This window comes from Streptomyces sp. NBC_01304 (genome assembly GCF_035975855.1).
In the GTDB taxonomy this organism is placed as follows: domain Bacteria; phylum Actinomycetota; class Actinomycetes; order Streptomycetales; family Streptomycetaceae; genus Streptomyces.
The window spans coordinates 4,768,793-4,788,928 of record NZ_CP109055.1; the positions used below are offsets into that span (position 1 = coordinate 4,768,793).

A 20,136-nucleotide genomic window follows, 5' to 3' on the forward strand; every position below is an offset into this window, starting at 1 on the left:
TCACCTACGGCCTGCGTCCCCACACGTACACCCGGTCGCCCTTGCGCAGCACCGACCACAGCCGACGGGAGTCCGAGAAGCGCATGTTGACGCAGCCCGGGGAGCCCGGCGGGTTGTAGACGCTGCCGTAGATCGCGTGGAAGGCCTGGCCGCCGCTGAAGAACTGGCTGTACGGCATGGGGGTGCTGAAGAGGGTCGAGAAGTGGTTCTTGTGCCTCCAGTAGACCCGGTGCCAGCCGCCGCGCGTGGGCGTCTCGTGCTTGCCGGTACGCACCGGCACCGGCCCGAACACCACCTTCTTGCCCTGCTGCACCCACATCAGCTGCCGCGCCAGATCGACACAGGCGATCCGGTAGCCGCGCGTCGAGCACTTGCCGGCGGCGTTGGGGTTCCTGGTCGCGGCGAGGTAGCGCATCCGGGACCAGGTCACCGGTCCGGCGAAGCCGATGCTCGGGCGGATGCGCTGGGTGGCCTGGAACTTCCGGATCGCCCGGCAGTCCGGGCCCGACTGCCGTCCGTCCACCCGGAGCTTCAGATAGCGCTCGACCTGCCGCTGATACGGCCCGGTCCGCTTGCTGCACGTCACCGCGGCGGCAGCACTGCGCACGACCTCGCTCGGCGGCACGTACTCGATGAGCCCGTCCTCCAGCGCGGCCGGCGGCGCGAGCGGTTCGAAGGCGTCCTCGACCGCGCTCGGCTCGTACACGCGGGGCGGCAGCGCCTGGTCGGGGGTGTCCAACTGCCAGGGCTGGTACGGCGTGAGCGGAATGCCGGGGACCAGCTGCTGGGGCGGGGCGGGGACGGGTGGCCCGGGGTTCGCGGAGGCGGTGCCGGTGACGGTCACGGGGAGCGCTGCGGCGAGAACGAGGAGGACGGACAGGGCCCGCCGTCCGGTGGCGCCGATCGTGTGGCTGATCATGCGATCAGGAAAGCGCCACAAGCCCCTGGCCGGGTGTCAGGCACGCGGCCAGGTCGCCCTTTCAGCCCGCGCGCTCTCATCAGCCCGTCCGGCGTTTGAGGACAGAGGCCGAAGGCCGATCCGGGGGCCCGGGGCAAAGCCCCGCGACCTCACCCAACCCCCGCCCCACCCCACAGCAGAGCCCCACCCAAGCAAAGCCAAACCCAAGCAAAGCCAAACCCGCCCACGATCAACGCACAGCCACATCCCGCCAAGCCCCCGAAACCCCCTCCGCCACCCCCATCGCGGAGACCGGCGCCCCGTCAGCCGCCCGCCGCCCGGCCAACCCATGCAGATACGCCGCCACGGACCCCGCGTCCAGCGAGGAAAGCCCCGCCGACAGCAACGCCCCCGCCAGCCCCGCAAGCACATCCCCACTCCCCGCGGTGGCGAGCCACGAGGTCCCCGTCGGGTTGACCCGCACAGGCCCCCCGTCGGGCCCCGCCACCAACGTGGTCGACCCCTTGAGCAGCACGGTCGCCCGGAGCTCCCGCGCAAGCCGCCGCACAGCGGCAAGCCGGGCCCCCTCGACCTCCTCCCGGGACACCCCGAGCAACGCCGCGGCCTCCCCCGCATGCGGCGTCAGCAGGGTAGGAGCCGACCGGCCACGCAACGCAGCAGGGTCGGCCAGCCGCAGCCCGTCCGCGTCGAGCAGCACCGGCACATCCGCCGCGAGCACGTCCCTGACCCGCCCGGCGTCCTCGCCGATCCCGGGCCCCACCACCCACGCCTGAACCCGCCCGGCCTTGGACGGCAGCCCCTCCGAGACCAGGGCCTCCGGGAATCGCGCGATCACCGCGTCGGCCGCGGGTCCCACGTACCGCACGGCCCCGGCCCCGCCCCGCAACGCCCCGGCCACCGCCAGCACGGCCGCGCCCGGATAGCGGGCCGAGCCCGCCGCGATCCCGACGACACCGCGCCGGTACTTGTCGCTGGCGGGGCCCGGCTCGGGCAACAGGGCCGCGACATCCGCGTACTGCAGGGCCTCGAGCTCCGGCACCTCGGGCAGCGAGAGCCCGATGTCGACGAGCCGTACCGCACCCGCGTACTCCTTGGCCGGATCGATCAGCAGACCCTGCTTGTACGCCCCGAAGGTCACGGTCGCATCGGCCCGCACGGCTTCCCCGAGCACCTCGCCGGTGTCCGCCTCGACCCCGCTCGGCAGGTCGACGGCGACGATCGGGGCCCCGGACTCCCTTGCGGCGCAGGCGAGTTGGGCCGCGTCGGGCCGCAGCCCGCCCTTGCCCCCGATCCCGACGATGCCGTCGATCACGAAATCGGCCCGGTCGAGAACCCGCTCAACAGCCCCGCCGACCCCGACGGACGCCGCGTCCTGCACCCCGTCGACCACCGCGCCGCCGGCGGCCCGCAACGCGGCGAGCCCCCCGGCATGCGTCCGCGCAGGCGCGAGCAGCACGGCGCTCACCCCGGCCCCGCGCCGGGCGAGCCGGGCACCGGCGTACAGCGCGTCACCTCCGTTGTCCCCGCTCCCCACGAGCAGCACGACCCGCGCCCCGTACACCTTCCCGAGCAACTCGGCACAGGCGGCGGCAAGCCCGGCCGCGGCCCGCTGCATCAGGGCCCCGTCGGGCAGCCTCGCCATGAGTTCCCGCTCGGCGGCCCGTACGGTCTCCACGCTGTAAGCAGTACGCATGCCCCCGAGTCTGCCGCCAACGGCCGCCCGGGGCAGCACCTCACCGCTCAGCGACCTCACCACTCAGCGACGCCACCCCTCGAAGACCTCACCACTCAGCGGCGTCATCCCTCGGCGACGTCACCCCTCGAAGGCCTCACCCTTCGGCGATCACCACGGCGGACGCGATCCCCGCATCATGGCTGAGCGACACATGCCAGCTCTTCACCCCGAGCTGCGCCGCCCGCTCCGCCACCGACCCCTGCACCCGGAGCCGCGGCTGCCCGCTCTCCTCGACGTACACCTCGGCGTCCGTCCACAGCAGCCCGGCAGGCGCGCCGAGCGCCTTCGCGAGGGCCTCCTTCGCCGCGAACCGGGCCGCCAGGGACGCGATCCCCCGCCGCTCCCCGCTCGGCAGCAGCAACTCCTGCGCCACGAAGAGCCGCTTGGCCATCCCCGGCGTCCGCTCCAGCGAGGCCCGGAACCGGTCCACCTCGGCGACGTCGATCCCAACCCCGATGATCACGTACTCACTCCACAACTCACCGCGAACTCACTCACGTACACGAACTCACACTCACCCACGCACACACCCGCGTACACGAACTCACTCCACAGTCACGGACTTCGCCAGATTCCGCGGCTGATCCACTTCATTGCCCCGAGCCGTGGCCAGCTCACAGGCGAACACCTGCAGCGGCACGGTCGCGACCAGCGGCTGCAGCAGGGTCGGCGTCACAGGGATCCGAATCAAGTGATCCGCGTACGGCACCACCGTCTCGTCCCCCTCCTCCGCGATCACGATCGTCCGCGCCCCGCGCGCCCTGATCTCCTGGATATTGGACACGATCTTGTCGTGCAGCACGGACCGCCCGCGCGGCGACGGCACGATCACCACCACCGGCAGATCCGGCTCGATGAGCGCGATCGGCCCATGCTTGAGCTCCCCGGCGGCGAAGCCCTCGGCGTGCATGTACGCCAACTCCTTGAGCTTCAGGGCCCCTTCGAGCGCGACGGGATAGCCCACGTGCCGCCCGAGGAAGAGCACGGTGTTCTTGTCGGCGAGGGAGCGCGCCAACTCCCGTACGGGCTCCATGGTGGCGAGCACCTCCTCCACCTCCCCCGCGATCTCGGACAGCTCGCGGATGACCGCGTGGATCTCGTCGCCCCACTTGGTGCCGCGGACCTGCCCCAGGTACAGCGCGACCAGATAGCAGGCGACGAGCTGCGTCAGGAAGGCCTTCGTCGAGGCGACCGCGACCTCGGGTCCGGCGTGCGTGTACAGCACCGCATCCGATTCCCGGGGAATCGTCGAGCCGTTCGTGTTGCAGATGGCGAGCACCTTGGACCCCTGCTCGCGGGCGTGCCGCAGCGCCATCAGCGTGTCCATGGTCTCGCCGGACTGGGAGATCGCGACGACGAGCGTACGGGGATCCAGGATCGGGTCCCGGTACCGGAATTCACTGGCCAGCTCGACCTCGCACGGCATCCGCGTCCAGTGCTCGATGGCGTACTTGGCGATGAGCCCGGCGTGGAAGGCGGTCCCGCAGGCCACGATCACGACCTTGTCGACCTCGCGCAGCACGGAATCCGGGATCCGCACCTCGTCGAGCGTCAGCGACCCGGCGGCATCGATCCGCCCCAGCAAGGTGTCTGCGACGGCCTTCGGCTGCTCGGCGATCTCCTTCAGCATGAAGTAGTCGTAGCCGCCCTTCTCGGCGGCGGACACGTCCCAGTCCACGTGATACGTGCGTACGTCGGCGGGTGCGCCCGCGAAGTCCGTCACGCGCACCCCGTCCCTGCGCAGCTCGACGACCTGGTCCTGGCCGAGCTCGATGGCGGTGCGGGTATGCGCGATGAACGCGGCGACGTCCGAGGCGAGGAAGGCCTCGCCCTCCCCGACGCCCACCACGAGCGGCGAGTTCCGGCGCGCGCCCACGACGACGTCCGGCGCATCGGCATGCACCGCGACCAGCGTGAACGCCCCGTCGAGCCGCCGGCACACGAGCCGCATGGCCTCGGCGAGGTCGGCGCACCCGGAGAACTCCTCGGCCAGGAGATGGGCGACGACCTCGGTGTCGGTCTCGGAGGTGAACCGGTGTCCGCGTTCCGCCAGCTCGGCGCGCAGGGCGGCGAAGTTCTCGATGATCCCGTTGTGTACGACGGCGACGCGGCCCGCGTTGTCGATGTGGGGGTGCGCGTTGGCGTCCGTGGGCGCCCCGTGCGTGGCCCACCGGGTATGCCCGATGCCGGTCGAGCCGGCGGGCAGCGGCCGGTCCAGGAGGGCCTTCTCCAAGTTGACCAGCTTCCCGGCCTTCTTCGCGGTGGCCAGTCCACCGTCGGCGGGCACCGCGACGCCCGCCGAGTCATAGCCCCGGTACTCGAGCCGCTTCAGACCGGCGAGTACGACATCGAGCGCGGACTGCGAGCCGACGTATCCGACGATTCCACACATGGCCGCAGCCTACGGCTCGGGTCCGCGCCTGCCCTCAACCGCCGTGCGCGATCCGGTCCCTCGCGTCCGATACCAGCCGCAGGTACTCCACTTCCTCGCACCGCGGCTTGCTGCCCATCTCGTACATGTCGAGGCAGTCGTCGAGGTCCTCGGCCACGTCCTCGTCGGGCAGATCGAGCGCCAGCTCACTGCACACGCGCTGCGCGAACTCGGCCGATTCCCGCTCGCCCGCACCGGATCCCCCACCGGATCCCGCACCAGCTCTGCGGCGTCCGAAGACACGACGGCGTACGGACATGGCGGCCCCCTTTGGCCCCGGGGCACGCGGCTCGGCCCGGTGCGGGGACGCTATCCGCGTACCTAGATCAGGTCTAGACCTCACGCGGAACCCACTCCTCGCGCCGGCGCCGAACCCACCCCTCGGGCTGAAACGCACTCCCCCGCGTGACGTACCCCACCCCCCGCCCTGTTCATGAACCCGCAACAATGAAGTGGTGATCTCTTCGCCGCCCCGAAGCACACACCGCCGCGCGGAGTCGACGCCCTACGTCGACCTGACCCGCGACGAGTGGAGCGCCCTGCGCGACAAAACCCCGCTCCCCCTCACCGCCGCCGAGGTGGAGCGCCTGCGCGGTCTCGGGGACGTGATCGACCTGGACGAGGTCCGGGACGTCTATCTGCCGCTGTCGCGCCTGCTCAACCTGTACGTCGGCGCGACGGACGGCCTGCGCGGCGCCCTGAACACCTTCCTCGGCGACGCGGGCAACGGCCACGGCACCCAGCACGGCACGCCCTTCGTCATAGGGGTCGCCGGCTCGGTCGCGGTCGGCAAGTCCACCGTGGCCCGTCTCCTGCAGGCGCTGCTCGCCCGCTGGCCCGAGCACCCGCGCGTCGAGCTGGTCACCACCGACGGGTTCCTGCTCCCCATGAAGGAGCTCAAGGAGCGCGGCCTGATGTCGCGCAAGGGCTTCCCGGAGTCGTACGACCGCCGCGCCCTCACCCGCTTCGTCGCGGACATCAAGGCCGGCAAGGACGAGGTGACGGCGCCCGTCTACTCCCACCTCATCTACGACATCGTCCCCGGCCAGCGCCTCACCGTGCGCCGCCCGGACATCCTGATCGTGGAGGGCCTCAACGTCCTGCAGCCGGCCCTGCCCGGCAAGGACGGCCGGACCAGGGTGGGCCTCGCCGACTACTTCGACTTCAGCGTGTACGTCGACGCCAAGGCCGAGGACATCGAGCAGTGGTACCTCAACCGCTTCAAGAAGCTCCGCAGCGGGGCGTTCCAGAACCCCGACTCGTACTTCCACCGGCACACCGAGGTCTCCGAGGCGGAGGCGCTCGACTACGCCCGCACCATGTGGCGCACCATCAACAAGCCCAACCTCCTGGAGAACGTGGCCCCGACCCGCGGCCGCGCCAGCCTCGTCATCCGCAAGGGCCCCGACCACAAGGTGCAGCGCCTGAGCCTGCGCAAGCTCTGACGGCTACCCTGCGGGCATGCTGCATCTCCGCCTGATCACTCCGTCCGACCGCACCGACGACGTCGTACGGCTGATCGAGAAGACGGTCGGCACCACGCACCTCGCCGTCCTGCCCGGCGCCGCCCGCAATCCGCGCGGCGATGTGATCCTGTGCGACGTGGCGCGCGAGGCGGGCGACGAACTGATCGGCGGCCTACGGGAGTTGGGAATCCCCGACACGGGCTCGATCGCGGTCGAGAACATCGACCTCTCACTCTCCAAGCGCGCCGACAAGGCAGAGGACGAGGCACCGGGCGAGGGCGCGGACGCGGTCCTGTGGGAGCAGCTCTCGGACGCCACGCACGAGGAGTCGACGCTCTCCTTCACCTACGTCGCCTTCATCACGCTGGCCACGATGATCGCGGCGTGCGGTGTGGTGCTCGACAACGCGATCCTGATCGTGGGCGCGATGGCGGTGGGCCCGGAGTTCGGCCCGCTCGCCGGCTTCTGCACGGCGGTGGTGCAGCGCGCCCCGCGCCTCGCCCTGCGCTCCCTGATCGCCCTGCTGGCGGGCTTCGCCATCGCCATGGCGGTCACGGTGGGCTTCAGCTACTTCATGGACGCGGTGGACCTGTTCAGCGAGGACCAGCTCCTCAAGGGCCGGCCGAACACGAGCTTCATCTACGCCCCCGACTGGTTCTCCTTCGTCGTGGCGGTGCTCGCCGGAATCGCCGGCACGCTCTCGCTCACCTCGGCCAAGTCCGGGGCCCTGGTCGGCGTCGCGATCTCGGTGACCACGGTCCCCGCCGCCGCCAACGCCGCGGTCGCCCTGGCCTTCGGCGACCACAAGCAGACCTGGGGCTCGACCGAGCAACTCCTCCTGAACCTGCTCGGCATCATCGTGGCAGGCACCCTCACCCTGTACGCCCAGAAGTACTTCTGGTCCCGCCACCGCAAACGCCGGACGGGCTGACAATTCAGCCCGTCCGGCGTTTGAGGACGATCTTTGACAGTCGCATTCCCACCCACCCCCACCCCAGGAAGCCGGCGGCAGCCTTACGGGAAGGGGCGGGTAGGGGAAAAAATCCCCGGTACTACCCGAGCGCCGACTTCACCACATCAGCCAACCGCCCAGCCACAGACCGCGCCTGGTCGATATCCGCAGCCTCAACCATCACCCGCACCAGCGGCTCGGTCCCGGAAGACCGAAGCAACACCCGCCCGGTGGAGCCCAGTTCACGCTCGGCATCAGAAACAGCCGAAGCCAGCTCGGCGGAAGTGGCAACCCGCGACTTGTCCACGTCCGGCACATTGATCAGCACCTGCGGCAGCCGCCGCATGACCCCGGCAAGCTCAGCCAGCGACCGCCCCGTCGCCACCACCCGCGCCGCCAGCATCAGCCCGGTCAGCGTGCCATCACCCGTCGTCGCGTGATCAAGCACGATCACATGCCCGGACTGCTCACCCCCGAGCGCGTACCCGTGCTCCTTCATCGCCTCGAGCACATACCGGTCCCCGACCGCGGTCTGCACGAGCGAAAGCCCCTCGCGCTCCATGGCCAGCTTGAAGCCCAGGTTCGACATGACGGTCGCGACCACGGTGTCACCACGCAGCGCACCCCGCTCACGCATGTCGAGCGCGAGCACAGCCAGAATCTGGTCCCCGTCGATCTCCGCACCGGTGTGGTCCACGGCAAGACAACGGTCGGCATCGCCATCGTGGGCGATACCGAAATCGGCGCCGTGCTCGACAACAGCGGCCTTCAACAGCCCCAGGTGGGTCGAGCCACACCCGTCGTTGATGTTGAGCCCATCAGGCTCGGCACCGATCGTGATGATCTCCGCACCGGCCCGCGCGAAGGCCTCGGGCGAAACCCGGGCGGCAGCACCGTGCGCCTCGTCGAGGACGATCTTCAGCCCGTCAAGACGGTTCGGCAGCACGGCGATCAGATGCGCGACGTACTGGTCGAAGCCCTCGTCGTACGACTTCACCCGGCCGACACCCGCACCGGTCGGCCGCTCCCAGGGAGCGCCGGTGCGGTGCTGCTCGTACACCGACTCGATCTTGTCCTCGAGCTCGTCGGCCAGCTTGTGCCCGCCGCGCGCGAAGAACTTGATGCCGTTGTCGGGCATCGCGTTGTGGCTCGCCGAGAGCATCACGCCGAGGTCGGCACCCAGCGCACCGGTGAGATACGCCACCGCCGGGGTGGGCAGCACACCGACGCGCAGGACGTCCACGCCCGCGCTGGCCAGGCCCGCGACGACCGCGGCCTCCAGGAACTCCCCGGACGCTCTCGGATCACGCCCGACCACCGCCACCGGGCGATGCCCCTCGAACGTGCCCGCCTCGGCGAGTACATGGGCCGCCGCGACAGAGAGTCCGAGCGCGAGCTCGGCCGTCAGATCCGCGTTGGCGACACCGCGCACACCGTCCGTGCCGAAGAGTCGTCCCACTGGTGTCCTCCGAACTTTCCTGAAGCTTTCGGAAATGCTCTAAACATGCCCGAACATGCAGCCTCTGAGCGCCTTATGTCGTTATACGCCCAGGGCTGTTGATAACACGAACGCCCCGGCAGCACAGCGTGCCGCCGGGGCGTTCGAGTTGCAGAAGAGCAGGCAGCGATTAGCGCTTGCTGTACTGCGGGGCCTTACGGGCCTTCTTGAGACCGGCCTTCTTGCGCTCGACCGCACGGTCGTCGCGCTTGAGGAAGCCGGCCTTCTTGAGGGCGCCACGGTTGTTGTCGACGTCCGCCTCGTTCAGCGCACGGGCCACGCCGAGACGCAGGGCGCCGGCCTGACCGGACACGCCGCCACCCGAGATGCGGGCGATGACGTCGTAGCGGTCGTCGAGCTCGAGCACCTTGAAGGGCTCGTTGACTTCCTGCTGGTGCACCTTGTTGGGGAAGTAGTCCTCAAGGGTGCGACCGTTGATCTTCCACTTGCCGGTGCCCGGGACGATCCGGACGCGGGCGATGGCGTTCTTGCGACGGCCCAGGCCGGCGGCCGGCTGCGGGTCGCCGAAGCGGGCCGGGTTGGACTCCGAGGTGTACTCGCCCTCGACAGGCGCGTCCGACTCGGTGGTGTACTGCTCTACGTCGACGATCTCGGTCTCTTCGACCGGCTGCTCAACGGTGGTCTCGGCCACGATGCTCCTCAGATCTTTCTTTACGTCTTAGGGGTGTGGCCGGAACTACTGCGCGACCTGGGTGATCTCGAACGGCACCGGCTGCTGAGCAGCGTGCGGGTGCTGGTCGCCCGAGTAGACCTTCAGCTTCGAGATCATCTGACGGCCCAGGGTGTTCTTGGGGATCATGCCCTTGATGGCCTTCTCGACGGCCTTCTCGGGGCTCTTCGCGAGCAGCTCGTCGTAACGAACCGAACGCAGACCGCCCGGGTAACCGGAGTGGCGGTACGCCATCTTCTGGGTCTTCTTGTTGCCGGAGAGGTGAACCTTCTCGGCGTTGATGATGATGACGAAGTCACCCATGTCCATGTGCGGGGCATAGGTCGGCTTGTGCTTGCCTCGCAGGAGGTTCGCTGCCGTGGTCGCCAGACGACCCAGGACGATGTCCTGCGCGTCGATGATGTGCCACTGGCGAGTGACATCGCCGGGCTTGGGGCTGTACGTACGCACTTCGTAGCCTTCGCTTCTTCAGTGGATGGGGTCCAGACACACGGCACCCAGGAAGCGATCATGCAGCTGGGGCTCACACTGCCGGGAACGCTGCCCGTATGCGAGCCACTGGTAACTGCTCCAGGGAACCTACGTAAGGGCCCTTTCGCGTGAGAACGACGAAGCCAATACGTATCAATCCCCGAGACTACCCGCGCCGCCCCGTATGGGTCAAAACGCGGCCCTGGAGACCGGCACCGCCGGCTCCCCCACCACACGCGGGTCCGGACATTCCAGGGTAGCCCGCCCCCTGCGGACGCAGCACAGGGCGACCGTGACCGCAAGCACACACAGGGTGAGAAAGTCCCGGTAGGCCCGCCTGGTACCCGGCTCCAGCCAGGGCCAGCTGAACCCCGGCACCTGCGGCACCAGCGCCACCCAGAACCACGGCGACCGCGCCACCGCCCCTTCCTGCCCGGCCCCGGCGAGCAGCAGCGGAACGACGACCAGCAGGTAGTGGTCGTACGACGGCCGGGAGACGAGGAAGGCCGCGAGCATCAGCATGACGGCGCACTCCACCACCCGCCCCGCACCCGCATCGGCCCGCCCCCACCGCCGCCAGGCACACCAGACCCCGGCCGCCGCAGCCCCCGCGGCGAGCAGCGAGGCGGCACCCTGCGGCACCCCGAGCCGGGGCAGGATCGCGGCGGGCGACGCCTCATAGAGCCGTACGAAGGTGTCCTCGCCCCGCAGCAGAAAGGGCAGCGTCCGCGTGAAGAAGCCCGCCGGGTCCGGCATCGCCAGCGCCGCCAGCGCCGAGGCCCCCGCCGGCACCAGGACCACGGCCGCGAGCCCGCGCCACTGCCGCGCGAAGACAAAGAGCAGAGCCACCGGCACGAGCAGCGGCTTCACCGCGATCGCCACCCCGATCACCACCCCGGCAAGGACCCACCGCTCCCGGCAGGCACACAGCAGCGCGAGCGGCAGCGCGGCCGCCGCCACCACGGTCCAGTTGCCCAGCGCGATGAGATGCCCGAAGGGCGCGAACCCCAGCGCGAGCCCGCCGAGCCCGAGCGCCGCGTACCGGCTGCGCAGCGGTACCCCGTACACCCGCAGCGCACTCCCCCACCCCACGAGCAGCCCGCCCACCACCACCGACGGCACCAGATACCGCAGCAGCCCGACCGGGATCCGAGCCTCCAGGGCCGCCGCGACCACGGCGCTCGGCAAGTACAGAAAGTGCCGGTCGGCATAGGGCGATCCCCCGTCGAGCCAGGCCTGCGCGGCCCGCACCACGATCGCGTTGTCCATCCCGCCGTCACTCGACCGCAGCCCCACCCGGACTACCGAGGCCAGCAGCACGACCCCGAGCACACCCCACGCCTGCCACCCGGCGGGCCCCCGGAGCCAGCCCTGCACGCTCGATCCCCGTACGACCGAATTGCCCCAACTGCCCTTGTTCATACGGCTCAGGCTAGGTCGGGTGACCTGCATAACCCCTGCATAACGCGCGGCCAACCCCGCTCGATTACGGCCTAAGATGCGCCCCATGAGCTTTGGGCAAGGAGGGCCTCAGTGGGGCCCGGGGGACCACCAGGGATCCCCGATGGGCACGAACGAGACCCCCGACTGGGCGGCGCTCGCCGAGGCCTCGGAGTCGCGGAACAAGCGCCGCAAGTGGCTGATGATCGGCGGCGGCGCGCTCGCCACGGCCGCGATCGGCGGCATCGTCGCCATCGCCGTCGTCTCGGCGAACAGCAACAACGAGGGCGGCAACAAGTCCGCGGACGAGCTGCCCCCCTCCCAGTCGATCCCGAGCAACGGCGACACCCCGGGCCCGACCTTCTCCTCGGCGAAGCCCCCGCCGCCGCCGGACCCCAAGGACTTCATCTCCAGCGCCAAGAAGGACAAGGCGCCGCTCAGCGTGGACACGCTCTTCTACGGCAAGACGTTCACCAAGGGCGCGACGGTCTACAAGAAGGGCGCGACCAGCACCGCCAAGAAGTGCTCGGACGCCGCTCGCGGCAAGCTCGCGACGATCCTCGACAAGAACGGCTGCGACCAGGTCTTCCGCGCCACCTACAGCAGGGACGGCATGGCGGTCACGGTCGGCGTCGCGGTCTTCGACACCGAGGAGCAGGCGAGCAAGGCCAAGCAGCAGGTCCCGGCCCGAGAAGCCGGAAACATCCGGTCGCTCTCGGGCAAGGGCGTCCCCGGCTTCTGCAACACCGTCGTCTGCTACACGTCCGTCAACTCCTACGGCCGCTACGCCTACTTCACGACGGCCGGCTTCACCAACGGCAAGAAGGTCACCGAGAAGGACCAGAAGGTCTTCACCATCGGCAAGGACATCGCCGGCTTCGCCTTCCAGCAGATCTACGCACGGGGCAAGGCCCAGGCGTCAGCAGCAGCCGCCGGGTAGCGTCCGCTTGTTGCGGGCCTCACGATTGCGTGCGGCCAGCAACTCGTCGGCGGGGTAACCGACTTCCTCGAGGGTGAGCCCGTGGGGCCGTACGACATGGACGGCCGAATCCCGCACACCCGCGGCAAGCACCTTCGCGGGCCACTCGACCCCACGATGCCCGTCACCGACGAACAGCAGCGCGCCGACCAGTGACCGCACCATGTTGTGGCAGAAGGCGTCGGCGCGCACGGTGGCGGTGATGATCCCGTCGCTCCCCCGCACCCAACTCAGCTGCTGCAGCGTACGAATGGTCGTCGCACCCTCACGCTTCTTGCAGTACGCCGCGAAGTCATGCTCCCCGAGCAGCTTCTCGGCGGCCGAGTTCATGGCCTCGACGTCCAACTCCCAGTCGTGCCACAGCACATGACTGCGCAGCAGCGGGTCGACGCCGCCCGGGTTGTCCGTCACCCGATAGGCATAACGCCGCCAGATCGCGGAGAACCGCGCGTTGAAACCGGCGGGCGCTTCCCGCACGCTCCACACCCGCACATCGTGCGGCAACCGCCCGGCGAGCCGGCGAAGCAGCTTCTCCCGGTGCTCGGCCCACAGCTCCTCGGGCAGATCGACGTGAGCCACCTGCCCACGGGCGTGCACCCCGGCATCGGTCCGCCCGGCAACGGTCAGCTGGTACGTCTCGGCCGACCGCGTCACCGTACGCAGCGCGTCCTCGATCTCCCCCTGCACGGTCCGGTTCCCCTGCCGCAGCTGCTTCGCCCAGCCCGAGAACTCCTTCCCGTCATAGGAAAGATCCAGCCGCACCCGCACAAAGCCGGGCTCTACCTCATCACTCACAAGCTTCCTTACCTCTCCTCGCTCCACCGCTGTGGGCAATCGTTCCGCAGGGCGGAACGGGTGGGCACAGCCCGAAGGCGCCGAGTGCGCTGAACGCATGGCTACGCCCACCCCGGCCCCGCATCCGACAAAGCAGGGCCCAAAAGCAAAGCGGGCCCACCCCCAAGAGGGTGGACCCGCTCACAAACGCGAGGCGAAGCCTCAGGCGTCCTTGGCCTCGTCGGCCGGGGCCTCGACGGCCTCGGCGTCCTTGGCGGCACGCTTCGTGGCGGCCTCGGCCTCACCGGTGGCCACCTGGGCCACGGTCAGAGCCTCGACCAGCTCGATGACAGCCATGGGCGCGTTGTCGCCACGACGGTTACCGATCTTGGTGATGCGCGTGTAACCACCGGGGCGGTTCTCGTAGCGCGGCGCGATCTCCGTGAACAGCGTGTGCACGATGCTCTTGTCGGTGATCGTGGCGAGGACCTGGCGACGGTTGTGGATGTCGCCCTTCTTCGCCTTGGTGATCAGACGCTCGGCGACGGGGCGCAGGCGGCGGGCCTTGGCCTCGGTCGTCGTGATGCGGCCGTGCTCGAACAGCGCCTTCGCAAGGTTCGCGAGGAGGTGACGCTCGTGCGCGGCGCTGCCGCCCAGACGGGCACCCTTGGCGGGCTGCGGCATGGTATTTCTCCTTCATTGCTGCACCGGCCGTATCAGGTACCGGTGTCAGTTCCCGTAGAGCGGTTGCCCTACGAAAGTTTTCAGTACTGCTCGGTCTCCACGAAACCGGCGTCCGCGTCGTCGTCGGCGCCGAAGGCGTCGGCAGCGGCGGTCGGGTCGAAGCCGGGAGGCGAGTCCTTCAGCGCGAGGCCCATACCGGCCAGCTTCGCCTTGACCTCGTCGATCGACTTCGCACCGAAGTTGCGGATGTCGAGCAGGTCCGCCTCGGAGCGGGCAACGAGCTCACCCACGGAGTGGATGCCCTCGCGCTTGAGGCAGTTGTACGACCGAACGGTGAGCTCGAGCTCCTCGATCGGCAGGGCGAGATCAGCGGCAAGAGCGGCGTCCGTCGGGGACGGGCCCATGTCGATGCCCTCGGCGTCGATGTTGAGCTCGCGGGCCAGACCGAACAGCTCGACCAGGGTCTTGCCGGCGGACGCCATGGCGTCACGCGGGCGCATGGCCTGCTTGGTCTCGACGTCGACGATGAGCTTGTCGAAGTCGGTGCGCTGCTCGACTCGGGTCGCCTCGACCTTGTAGGTGACCTTGAGAACCGGCGAGTAGATCGAGTCGACCGGGATGCGCCCGATCTCCTGACCGACCTGCTTGTTCTGGACGGCGGAGACGTAGCCGCGACCGCGCTCGACGGTCAGCTCCATCTCGAGCTTGCCCTTGCCGTTGAGCGTGGCGAGGACCAGGTCCGGGTTGTGCACCTCGACACCGGCCGGCGGCGCGATGTCAGCAGCGGTGACCAGGCCGGGACCCTGCTTGCGCAGGTACATCACGACCGGCTCGTCGTGCTCCGAGGAGACGACCAGCTGCTTGATGTTGAGGATGAGGTCGGTGACGTCTTCCTTGACGCCCGGCACGGTGGTGAACTCGTGCAGGACACCGTCGATACGAATGCTGGTGACAGCCGCACCAGGGATCGACGACAGAAGGGTCCGACGCAGGGAGTTGCCGAGGGTGTAGCCGAAGCCCGGCTCCAGCGGCTCAATGACGAACCGGGAGCGGAATTCGTCGACGACCTCTTCGGTCAGCGACGGGCGCTGAGCAATAAGCATGAAGGAATCCTTCAGTCATGGGCATCCGCTATTTGATGCCCTTGAGATGGTGCAAGGGTACGGGCGGCACGGCCCCCGAAGGGTACGTACCGCCCGAATCCTCAAAGCAACCGCGCAAGCGGCGTCGCGTCAGACGCGGCGGCGCTTGGGGGGACGGCAGCCGTTGTGCGGGGTCGGGGTGACGTCCTGGATGGAGCCAACCTCGAGGCCGGTCGCCTGCAGCGAACGGATGGCGGTCTCACGACCGGAACCCGGACCCTTGACGAAGACGTCGACCTTGCGCATGCCGTGCTCCTGCGCGCGACGGGCAGCCGACTCGGCGGCCATCTGCGCGGCGAACGGCGTGGACTTGCGCGAGCCCTTGAAGCCGACGTGGCCGGCGGAGGCCCACGAGATCACGTTGCCGGTCGGGTCCGTGATGGACACGATCGTGTTGTTGAACGTGCTCTTGATGTGCGCGTGGCCGTGAGCGACGTTCTTCTTTTCCTTGCGGCGCACCTTCTTGGCAGCGCCCTGACGACCCTTGGGGGGCATCTATAACTCCTACGGGGAGGTGGTCGGTCCTACAGCGAAGACCGCTGATGAAGCGTTGTCCGCTGAGGACTACTTCTTGCCCGGCTTCTTCTTACCGGCGATGGCGCGACGCGGGCCCTTGCGGGTGCGAGCGTTCGTGCTGGTGCGCTGACCGTGAACGGGCAGGCCACGACGGTGGCGGATGCCCTGGTAGCAGCCAATCTCGATCTTGCGGCGAATGTCGCCCTGGATCTCGCGACGGAGGTCACCCTCGGTCTGGATGTTGGCGTCCACGTACTCGCGGATCTTGACCAGGTCCTCTTCGGCCAGGTCACGAACGCGGGTGTTCGGGTTCACGCCGGTCTCGGCGAGAGTCTTCTGAGAAAGGGTCCGGCCGATACCGAACACGTAGGTCAGGGCGACCTCCACGCGCTTTTCGCGCGGGATGTCGACACCGGAAACGCGTGCCATTCAATGGCTCCAGTTGATTCTCGGAGGTCTTCCGCAGTACCGCTCCCAACCGCCGACCGCTCCGCGAGGAGCAGTGGTACGGACTGGGTCCCCAGCCTCCGAGCCGGGGGTGTCGCCCTCCATCGCTGAAGAGGGACGGGTCCTGCGTATGTACATTTCGCTTGCGTCGCGCGAAGTTCTGCGGATGCAGAGGAAAGGAAAAGTGCTTCAGCCCTGGCGCTGCTTGTGGCGCGGGTTGTCGCAGATAACCATGACCCGACCGTGACGGCGGATCACCCTGCACTTGTCGCAGATCTTCTTGACGCTCGGCTTGACCTTCATTAGGTGAGGTTCTCCGGGTCAGTGCCAACCACCCCGCGAATGCGGAGTACAGGCAGATCTACTTGTAGCGGTAGACGATCCGGCCACGCGTCAGGTCGTACGGAGACAGCTCCACCACGACCCGGTCGTCAGGGAGGATACGGATGTAGTGCATACGCATCTTGCCGCTGATGTGTGCCAGGACCTGGTGGCCGTTCTGGAGCTCCACCTTGAACATGGCGTTCGGGAGAGACTCGACGACAGTGCCTTCGATCTCGATGGCACCTTGCTTCTTGGCCACGCTTCGCCCTTCGAATCGACTACCTTGATCGGCCTCGTACGGGCATGAAGACATGCGGGTGCACGAGAGCCGACGAGTCAGTCTACGTCAGAGCACTCGGAAAGACGAATCCAGTAAGAATGCCCCGCGCAGAAGATCATTAAGCAGCGGCCTTACGCGAGCGGGTCGGGCGCCGCCACAATCCCGTACTCCGCCAACTTCGCCCTGCCCCCATCAGGCGCAGTAAGCACCAGCGGCCCCTGCTCGGTCACCGCAACGGAGTGCTCCCAGTGCGAGGACCAGGTCCCGTCCGTCGTCTCGACCGTCCAGTCGACCATTTCTCGACGCCCCTCTCGCGGGCGCTCGGCGCCGGGGGCGCCTCCCTGGCTTCGAGCGGCTGCGCCGGACTCCGTCCATCGACCAGCAGGAGGAGGCGGACGGTCAGGCCAGCGGGTCGGGCGCCGCCACAATCCCGTACTCCGCCAACTTCGCCTTGCCCCCATCAGGCGCAGTAAGCACCAGCGGCCCCTGCTCGGTCACCGCGACGGAGTGCTCCCAGTGCGAGGACCAGGTCCCGTCCGTCGTCTCGACCGTCCAGTCATCCTCGAGCACCTTGGTGCGAGGTGTGCCGAGGCTCACCATCGGCTCGATGGCCAGACAGAAGCCGGGGACCAGCTTGGGGCCGCGGCCGCGCCGGCGCTCGACGTAGTTCAGCAGGTGCGGGTCCATGTGCATGGCCGTGCCGATGCCGTGGCCGCCGTAGTCCTCGATGATCCCGTACTTGCCGAGGCTGTGGTCACCGGTGGCCGGTCGCGGCTGGCGCCTGATGTACGTCTCGATGGCCTTGGAGACATCGACCAGCCGGTTGCCCAGCTTCATGGCCGCGATCCCGGCCCACATCGACTCCTCGGTCACCCGCGACAGCTCGACCAGTTCCGGAGCGTGGCCCGAGCCGACGAAGGCGGTGTACGCGGCATCGCCGTGCCAGCCGTCGATGATCGCGCCGGCGTCGATCGAGATGATGTCGCCGTCCTTGAGGACGGTCACGTCGTCGGGGATGCCATGCACGACGACCTGGTTCACGGACGTGCAGATGGTCGCGGGGAACCCGCCGTACCCGAGGAAGTTCGACTTCGCCCCGTGCTCGGCGATCACCTTGCGGGCCACGTCGTCCAGGTCCTTGGTCGTGGCCCCCGGCACGGCCGCCTCACGTGTGGCCTTGTGGATGGCGGCGACGACCAGTCCCGCCTCGCGCATCTTCGCGATCTGCTCGGGAGTCTTGATCTCCACCATCGCCCGCTTACCCTTCCGCCGCTGCTGGCCCATGGCTCAGCTGCTGTCTCTTTGTCCCTGTTCAACAGTACGGCCGCGGGACCTTTCGGTCACCGCGGCCGTACCCCACGTACAAACTGCGCAGGTCAGTCCTGCGCGGGCTTCTTCAGCGCATCCATCGCCCGCCCCGTCACATCGGTGACGCTGCCGAGCGCGGAGATCGTGACCACCAGGCCCTGGGCCCGGTAGTGGTCGATGATCGGCTCGGTCTCGCGGTGGTAGACCTCGAGACGGGTGCGAACCGTTTCCTCGCTGTCGTCGGCACGCTGGTAGAGCTCGCCACCGCAGGTGTCGCAGACACCCTCGGTCTGCGGCGGGCTGTACGTCGCGTGGAAGACGTGCGAACCGTCCTTGCGGCAGATCCGGCGGCCGGCGATCCGCTTGACCACCTCGTCCTCGGGGACCTCCAGGTCGAGCACCGCGTCCAGCTGCTGGCCGTCGGCCTTGAGGATCTCGTCGAGTGCCTCGGCCTGCGACAGATTGCGCGGGAAGCCGTCGAGCAGGAATCCGCCTTCGGCGTCCGGCTGCTCCATGCGGTCCTTGGCCATGCCGATGGTGACCTCGTCGGGCACGAGCTGACCGTCGTCCATGTACGACTTGGCCTGCACGCCGAGGGGCGTGCCCTGGCTGATGTTGGCGCGGAAGAGGTCGCCCGTGGAGATGTGCGGAATCGACAGGTTCTTGGCAAGGAACGCGGCCTGCGTTCCCTTGCCCGCACCGGGCGGCCCGACAAGGACGATACGCATCAGCGGAGGAACCCTTCGTAATTACGCTGCTGGAGCTGGCTCTCGATCTGCTTCACGGTTTCCAGACCCACACCCACGATGATCAGGATGCTCGTCCCGCCGAACGGGAAGTTCTGGTTCGCACCGAAGCCTGCCAACGCCATCGTCGGCACAAGAGCGATCAGGCCCAGATACAGCGACCCCGGCCAGGTGATCCGGTTGAGTACGTAGCTCAGGTACTCGGCGGTCGGTCGGCCAGCCCGGATGCCCGGGATGAAGCCACCATACTTCTTCATGTTGTCCGCGACTTCCTCGGGGTTGAACGAGATAGCCACGTAGAAGAAGGCGAAGAACACGATCAACAGGAAGTACAGAGCGATGTGCACACCGGCGTCCGGCGGCACCAGGTTCCTGTTCACCCACCGCGCCCAGCCCGACTGCGAGCCGGAGAACTGGACGATGAGCGCTGGGATGTAGAGCAGCGACGAGGCGAAGATGACCGGGATCACACCGGCCTGGTTCACCTTGAGCGGGATGTACGTCGACGTACCGCCGTAGGAACGGCGGCCGATCATGCGCTTCGCGTACTGCACCGGGATACGGCGCTGGGCCTGCTCGACGAAGACCACCAGGCCGACCATGAAGAGGCCGACGAGGACGACGGTCCCGAACTCGATCCAGCCGTCCGCGAGCTTGCCGCCCTCCTTGATGGCCCAGAGGGCGCCCGGGAAGCCGGCGGCGATCGAGATGAACATCATGATCGACATGCCGTTGCCGATGCCGCGGTCGGTGACCAGCTCACCGAGCCACATGACGACGGCCGTACCGGCCGTCATCGTGACCACCATGACAGCGGTGGTGAAGATCGATTGATCCGGCACGATCTCGCCGGCTACTGCGCAACCACTGAATAGGGTGCCGCTGCGGGCGGTGGCCACGAGGCCGGTGCCCTGCAGAATCGCGAGCGCGACCGTCAGATAACGCGTGTACTGCGTGATCTTGGTCTGGCCCGACTGGCCTTCCTTCTTCAGCGCCTCGAGCCGCGGAATGACCACGGTCAGGAGCTGGAGGATGATGCTCGCCGTGATGTACGGCATGATGCCGAGCGCGAAGATCGTGATCTGCAGCAGCGCACCACCACTGAACATGTTCACCAGGCTGAGGAGGCCGCCTTCTGTCTTGGCCTCCTTCATGCAGATTTGCACGTTCGTGTAGCTGATACCGGGGACCGGGATATGGGCACCGAGCCGGTAGATCACGATGATGCCGAGCGTGAAGAGCAACTTCTTGCGCAGGTCGGGCGTTTTGAACGCACGGGCGAACGCGGTGAGCACGGTGCCTCCTGCGACCCCCGCGCTACTGCGTCAGAGGG

Annotated in this window: 22 protein-coding genes and 1 pseudogene; 3 read left to right on the forward strand and 20 right to left on the reverse strand. The window is 68.5% G+C overall.

Annotation, left to right across the window (positions count from 1 at the left end):
- Positions 1-4: 4 nt before the first annotated feature.
- The 5 genes from OG430_RS20800 to OG430_RS20820 form a co-directional block, all read right to left on the reverse strand.
- The gene (locus OG430_RS20800) at positions 5-919 is read right to left on the reverse strand and encodes a L,D-transpeptidase (RefSeq protein ID WP_327354061.1); all 915 of its coding nucleotides are present in this window, start codon (positions 917-919) and stop codon (positions 5-7) included.
- Positions 920-1,148: 229 nt separating this feature from the next.
- Entirely contained in the window at positions 1,149-2,612 is a 1,464-nt protein-coding gene (locus OG430_RS20805) for an NAD(P)H-hydrate dehydratase (RefSeq protein ID WP_327354062.1), read from the reverse strand.
- A 136-nt stretch (positions 2,613-2,748) separates the two neighbouring features.
- The gene (locus OG430_RS20810; RefSeq protein ID WP_327354063.1) at positions 2,749-3,117 is read right to left on the reverse strand and encodes a holo-ACP synthase; all 369 of its coding nucleotides are present in this window, start codon (positions 3,115-3,117) and stop codon (positions 2,749-2,751) included.
- A gap of 81 nt (positions 3,118-3,198) precedes the next feature.
- Positions 3,199-5,046, reverse strand: coding sequence for a glutamine--fructose-6-phosphate transaminase (isomerizing) (glmS, locus tag OG430_RS20815; RefSeq protein WP_327354064.1), 1,848 nt, complete (start codon positions 5,044-5,046; stop codon positions 3,199-3,201).
- 34 nt (positions 5,047-5,080) lie between these two features.
- Entirely contained in the window at positions 5,081-5,344 is a 264-nt protein-coding gene (locus OG430_RS20820) for a hypothetical protein (protein WP_327354065.1), read from the reverse strand.
- 196 nt (positions 5,345-5,540) lie between these two features.
- Here OG430_RS20820 and coaA point away from each other — a divergent pair, with 196 nt between their 5' ends.
- A complete protein-coding gene (gene coaA, locus OG430_RS20825; protein ID WP_327354066.1) occupies positions 5,541-6,530 on the forward strand; it encodes a type I pantothenate kinase in 990 nt (329 codons plus the stop codon).
- 16 nt (positions 6,531-6,546) lie between these two features.
- Positions 6,547-7,482: a DUF389 domain-containing protein gene (locus tag OG430_RS20830; protein ID WP_327354067.1), complete on the forward strand. Its 936-nt coding sequence runs from the start codon at positions 6,547-6,549 to the stop codon at positions 7,480-7,482.
- Positions 7,483-7,603: 121 nt separating this feature from the next.
- On the opposite strand, the gene glmM is transcribed toward OG430_RS20830, so the two are convergent.
- The 4 genes from glmM to OG430_RS20850 all read right to left on the reverse strand — a co-directional run bounded on the left by glmM (position 7,604) and on the right by OG430_RS20850 (position 11,585).
- Entirely contained in the window at positions 7,604-8,962 is a 1,359-nt protein-coding gene (gene glmM / locus OG430_RS20835; protein ID WP_327354068.1) for a phosphoglucosamine mutase, read from the reverse strand.
- A 169-nt stretch (positions 8,963-9,131) separates the two neighbouring features.
- Positions 9,132-9,653: a 30S ribosomal protein S9 gene (gene rpsI / locus OG430_RS20840; RefSeq protein WP_327354069.1), complete on the reverse strand. Its 522-nt coding sequence runs from the start codon at positions 9,651-9,653 to the stop codon at positions 9,132-9,134.
- Between the two features lie 45 nt (positions 9,654-9,698).
- Positions 9,699-10,142 carry a 50S ribosomal protein L13 gene (gene rplM, locus OG430_RS20845; RefSeq protein WP_327354070.1) on the reverse strand — a complete coding sequence of 148 codons (444 nt, stop codon included), beginning with the start codon at positions 10,140-10,142 and terminating at the stop codon, positions 9,699-9,701.
- Between the two features lie 210 nt (positions 10,143-10,352).
- The gene (locus OG430_RS20850) at positions 10,353-11,585 is read right to left on the reverse strand and encodes a glycosyltransferase family 87 protein (protein WP_327354071.1); all 1,233 of its coding nucleotides are present in this window, start codon (positions 11,583-11,585) and stop codon (positions 10,353-10,355) included.
- A gap of 85 nt (positions 11,586-11,670) precedes the next feature.
- Here OG430_RS20850 and OG430_RS20855 point away from each other — a divergent pair, with 85 nt between their 5' ends.
- Complete coding sequence (locus tag OG430_RS20855; protein WP_327354072.1) at positions 11,671-12,543, forward strand: hypothetical protein; 873 nt, start codon at positions 11,671-11,673, stop codon at positions 12,541-12,543.
- Here the strand turns inward: OG430_RS20855 and truA are convergent.
- From truA to secY, 11 genes and pseudogenes are all read right to left on the reverse strand, one after another.
- Entirely contained in the window at positions 12,523-13,377 is an 855-nt protein-coding gene (truA, locus tag OG430_RS20860; protein ID WP_327354073.1) for a tRNA pseudouridine(38-40) synthase TruA, read from the reverse strand. The two genes, OG430_RS20855 and truA, sit on opposite strands and share 21 nt — an antisense overlap.
- A 201-nt stretch (positions 13,378-13,578) precedes the next feature.
- Positions 13,579-14,040 (reverse strand): 50S ribosomal protein L17, encoded by a 462-nt coding sequence (rplQ, locus tag OG430_RS20865; protein WP_327354074.1) that lies wholly within the window; start codon positions 14,038-14,040, stop codon positions 13,579-13,581.
- Positions 14,041-14,120: 80 nt separating this feature from the next.
- Positions 14,121-15,143: a DNA-directed RNA polymerase subunit alpha gene (locus OG430_RS20870; protein ID WP_003966937.1), complete on the reverse strand. Its 1,023-nt coding sequence runs from the start codon at positions 15,141-15,143 to the stop codon at positions 14,121-14,123.
- Positions 15,144-15,272: 129 nt separating this feature from the next.
- Positions 15,273-15,677, reverse strand: coding sequence for a 30S ribosomal protein S11 (gene rpsK / locus OG430_RS20875; protein WP_003948617.1), 405 nt, complete (start codon positions 15,675-15,677; stop codon positions 15,273-15,275).
- Between the two features lie 69 nt (positions 15,678-15,746).
- Entirely contained in the window at positions 15,747-16,127 is a 381-nt protein-coding gene (rpsM, locus tag OG430_RS20880; RefSeq protein WP_327354075.1) for a 30S ribosomal protein S13, read from the reverse strand.
- A 207-nt stretch (positions 16,128-16,334) separates the two neighbouring features.
- Positions 16,335-16,448, reverse strand: coding sequence for a 50S ribosomal protein L36 (gene rpmJ / locus OG430_RS20885; protein WP_003974245.1), 114 nt, complete (start codon positions 16,446-16,448; stop codon positions 16,335-16,337).
- A gap of 58 nt (positions 16,449-16,506) precedes the next feature.
- Entirely contained in the window at positions 16,507-16,728 is a 222-nt protein-coding gene (gene infA / locus OG430_RS20890; protein ID WP_003948620.1) for a translation initiation factor IF-1, read from the reverse strand.
- Between the two features lie 152 nt (positions 16,729-16,880).
- Positions 16,881-17,039, reverse strand: a pseudogene (locus OG430_RS20895) (type I methionyl aminopeptidase); the annotation flags it as partial.
- 109 nt (positions 17,040-17,148) lie between these two features.
- Positions 17,149-18,000 (reverse strand): type I methionyl aminopeptidase, encoded by an 852-nt coding sequence (gene map / locus OG430_RS20900; protein WP_327354076.1) that lies wholly within the window; start codon positions 17,998-18,000, stop codon positions 17,149-17,151.
- A 125-nt stretch (positions 18,001-18,125) separates the two neighbouring features.
- Positions 18,126-18,785 carry an adenylate kinase gene (locus tag OG430_RS20905; protein WP_327354077.1) on the reverse strand — a complete coding sequence of 220 codons (660 nt, stop codon included), beginning with the start codon at positions 18,783-18,785 and terminating at the stop codon, positions 18,126-18,128.
- Positions 18,785-20,098: a preprotein translocase subunit SecY gene (secY, locus tag OG430_RS20910; protein ID WP_327354078.1), complete on the reverse strand. Its 1,314-nt coding sequence runs from the start codon at positions 20,096-20,098 to the stop codon at positions 18,785-18,787. Before secY ends, OG430_RS20905 begins: the two co-directional genes overlap by 1 nt.
- Positions 20,099-20,136 lie beyond the last annotated feature (38 nt).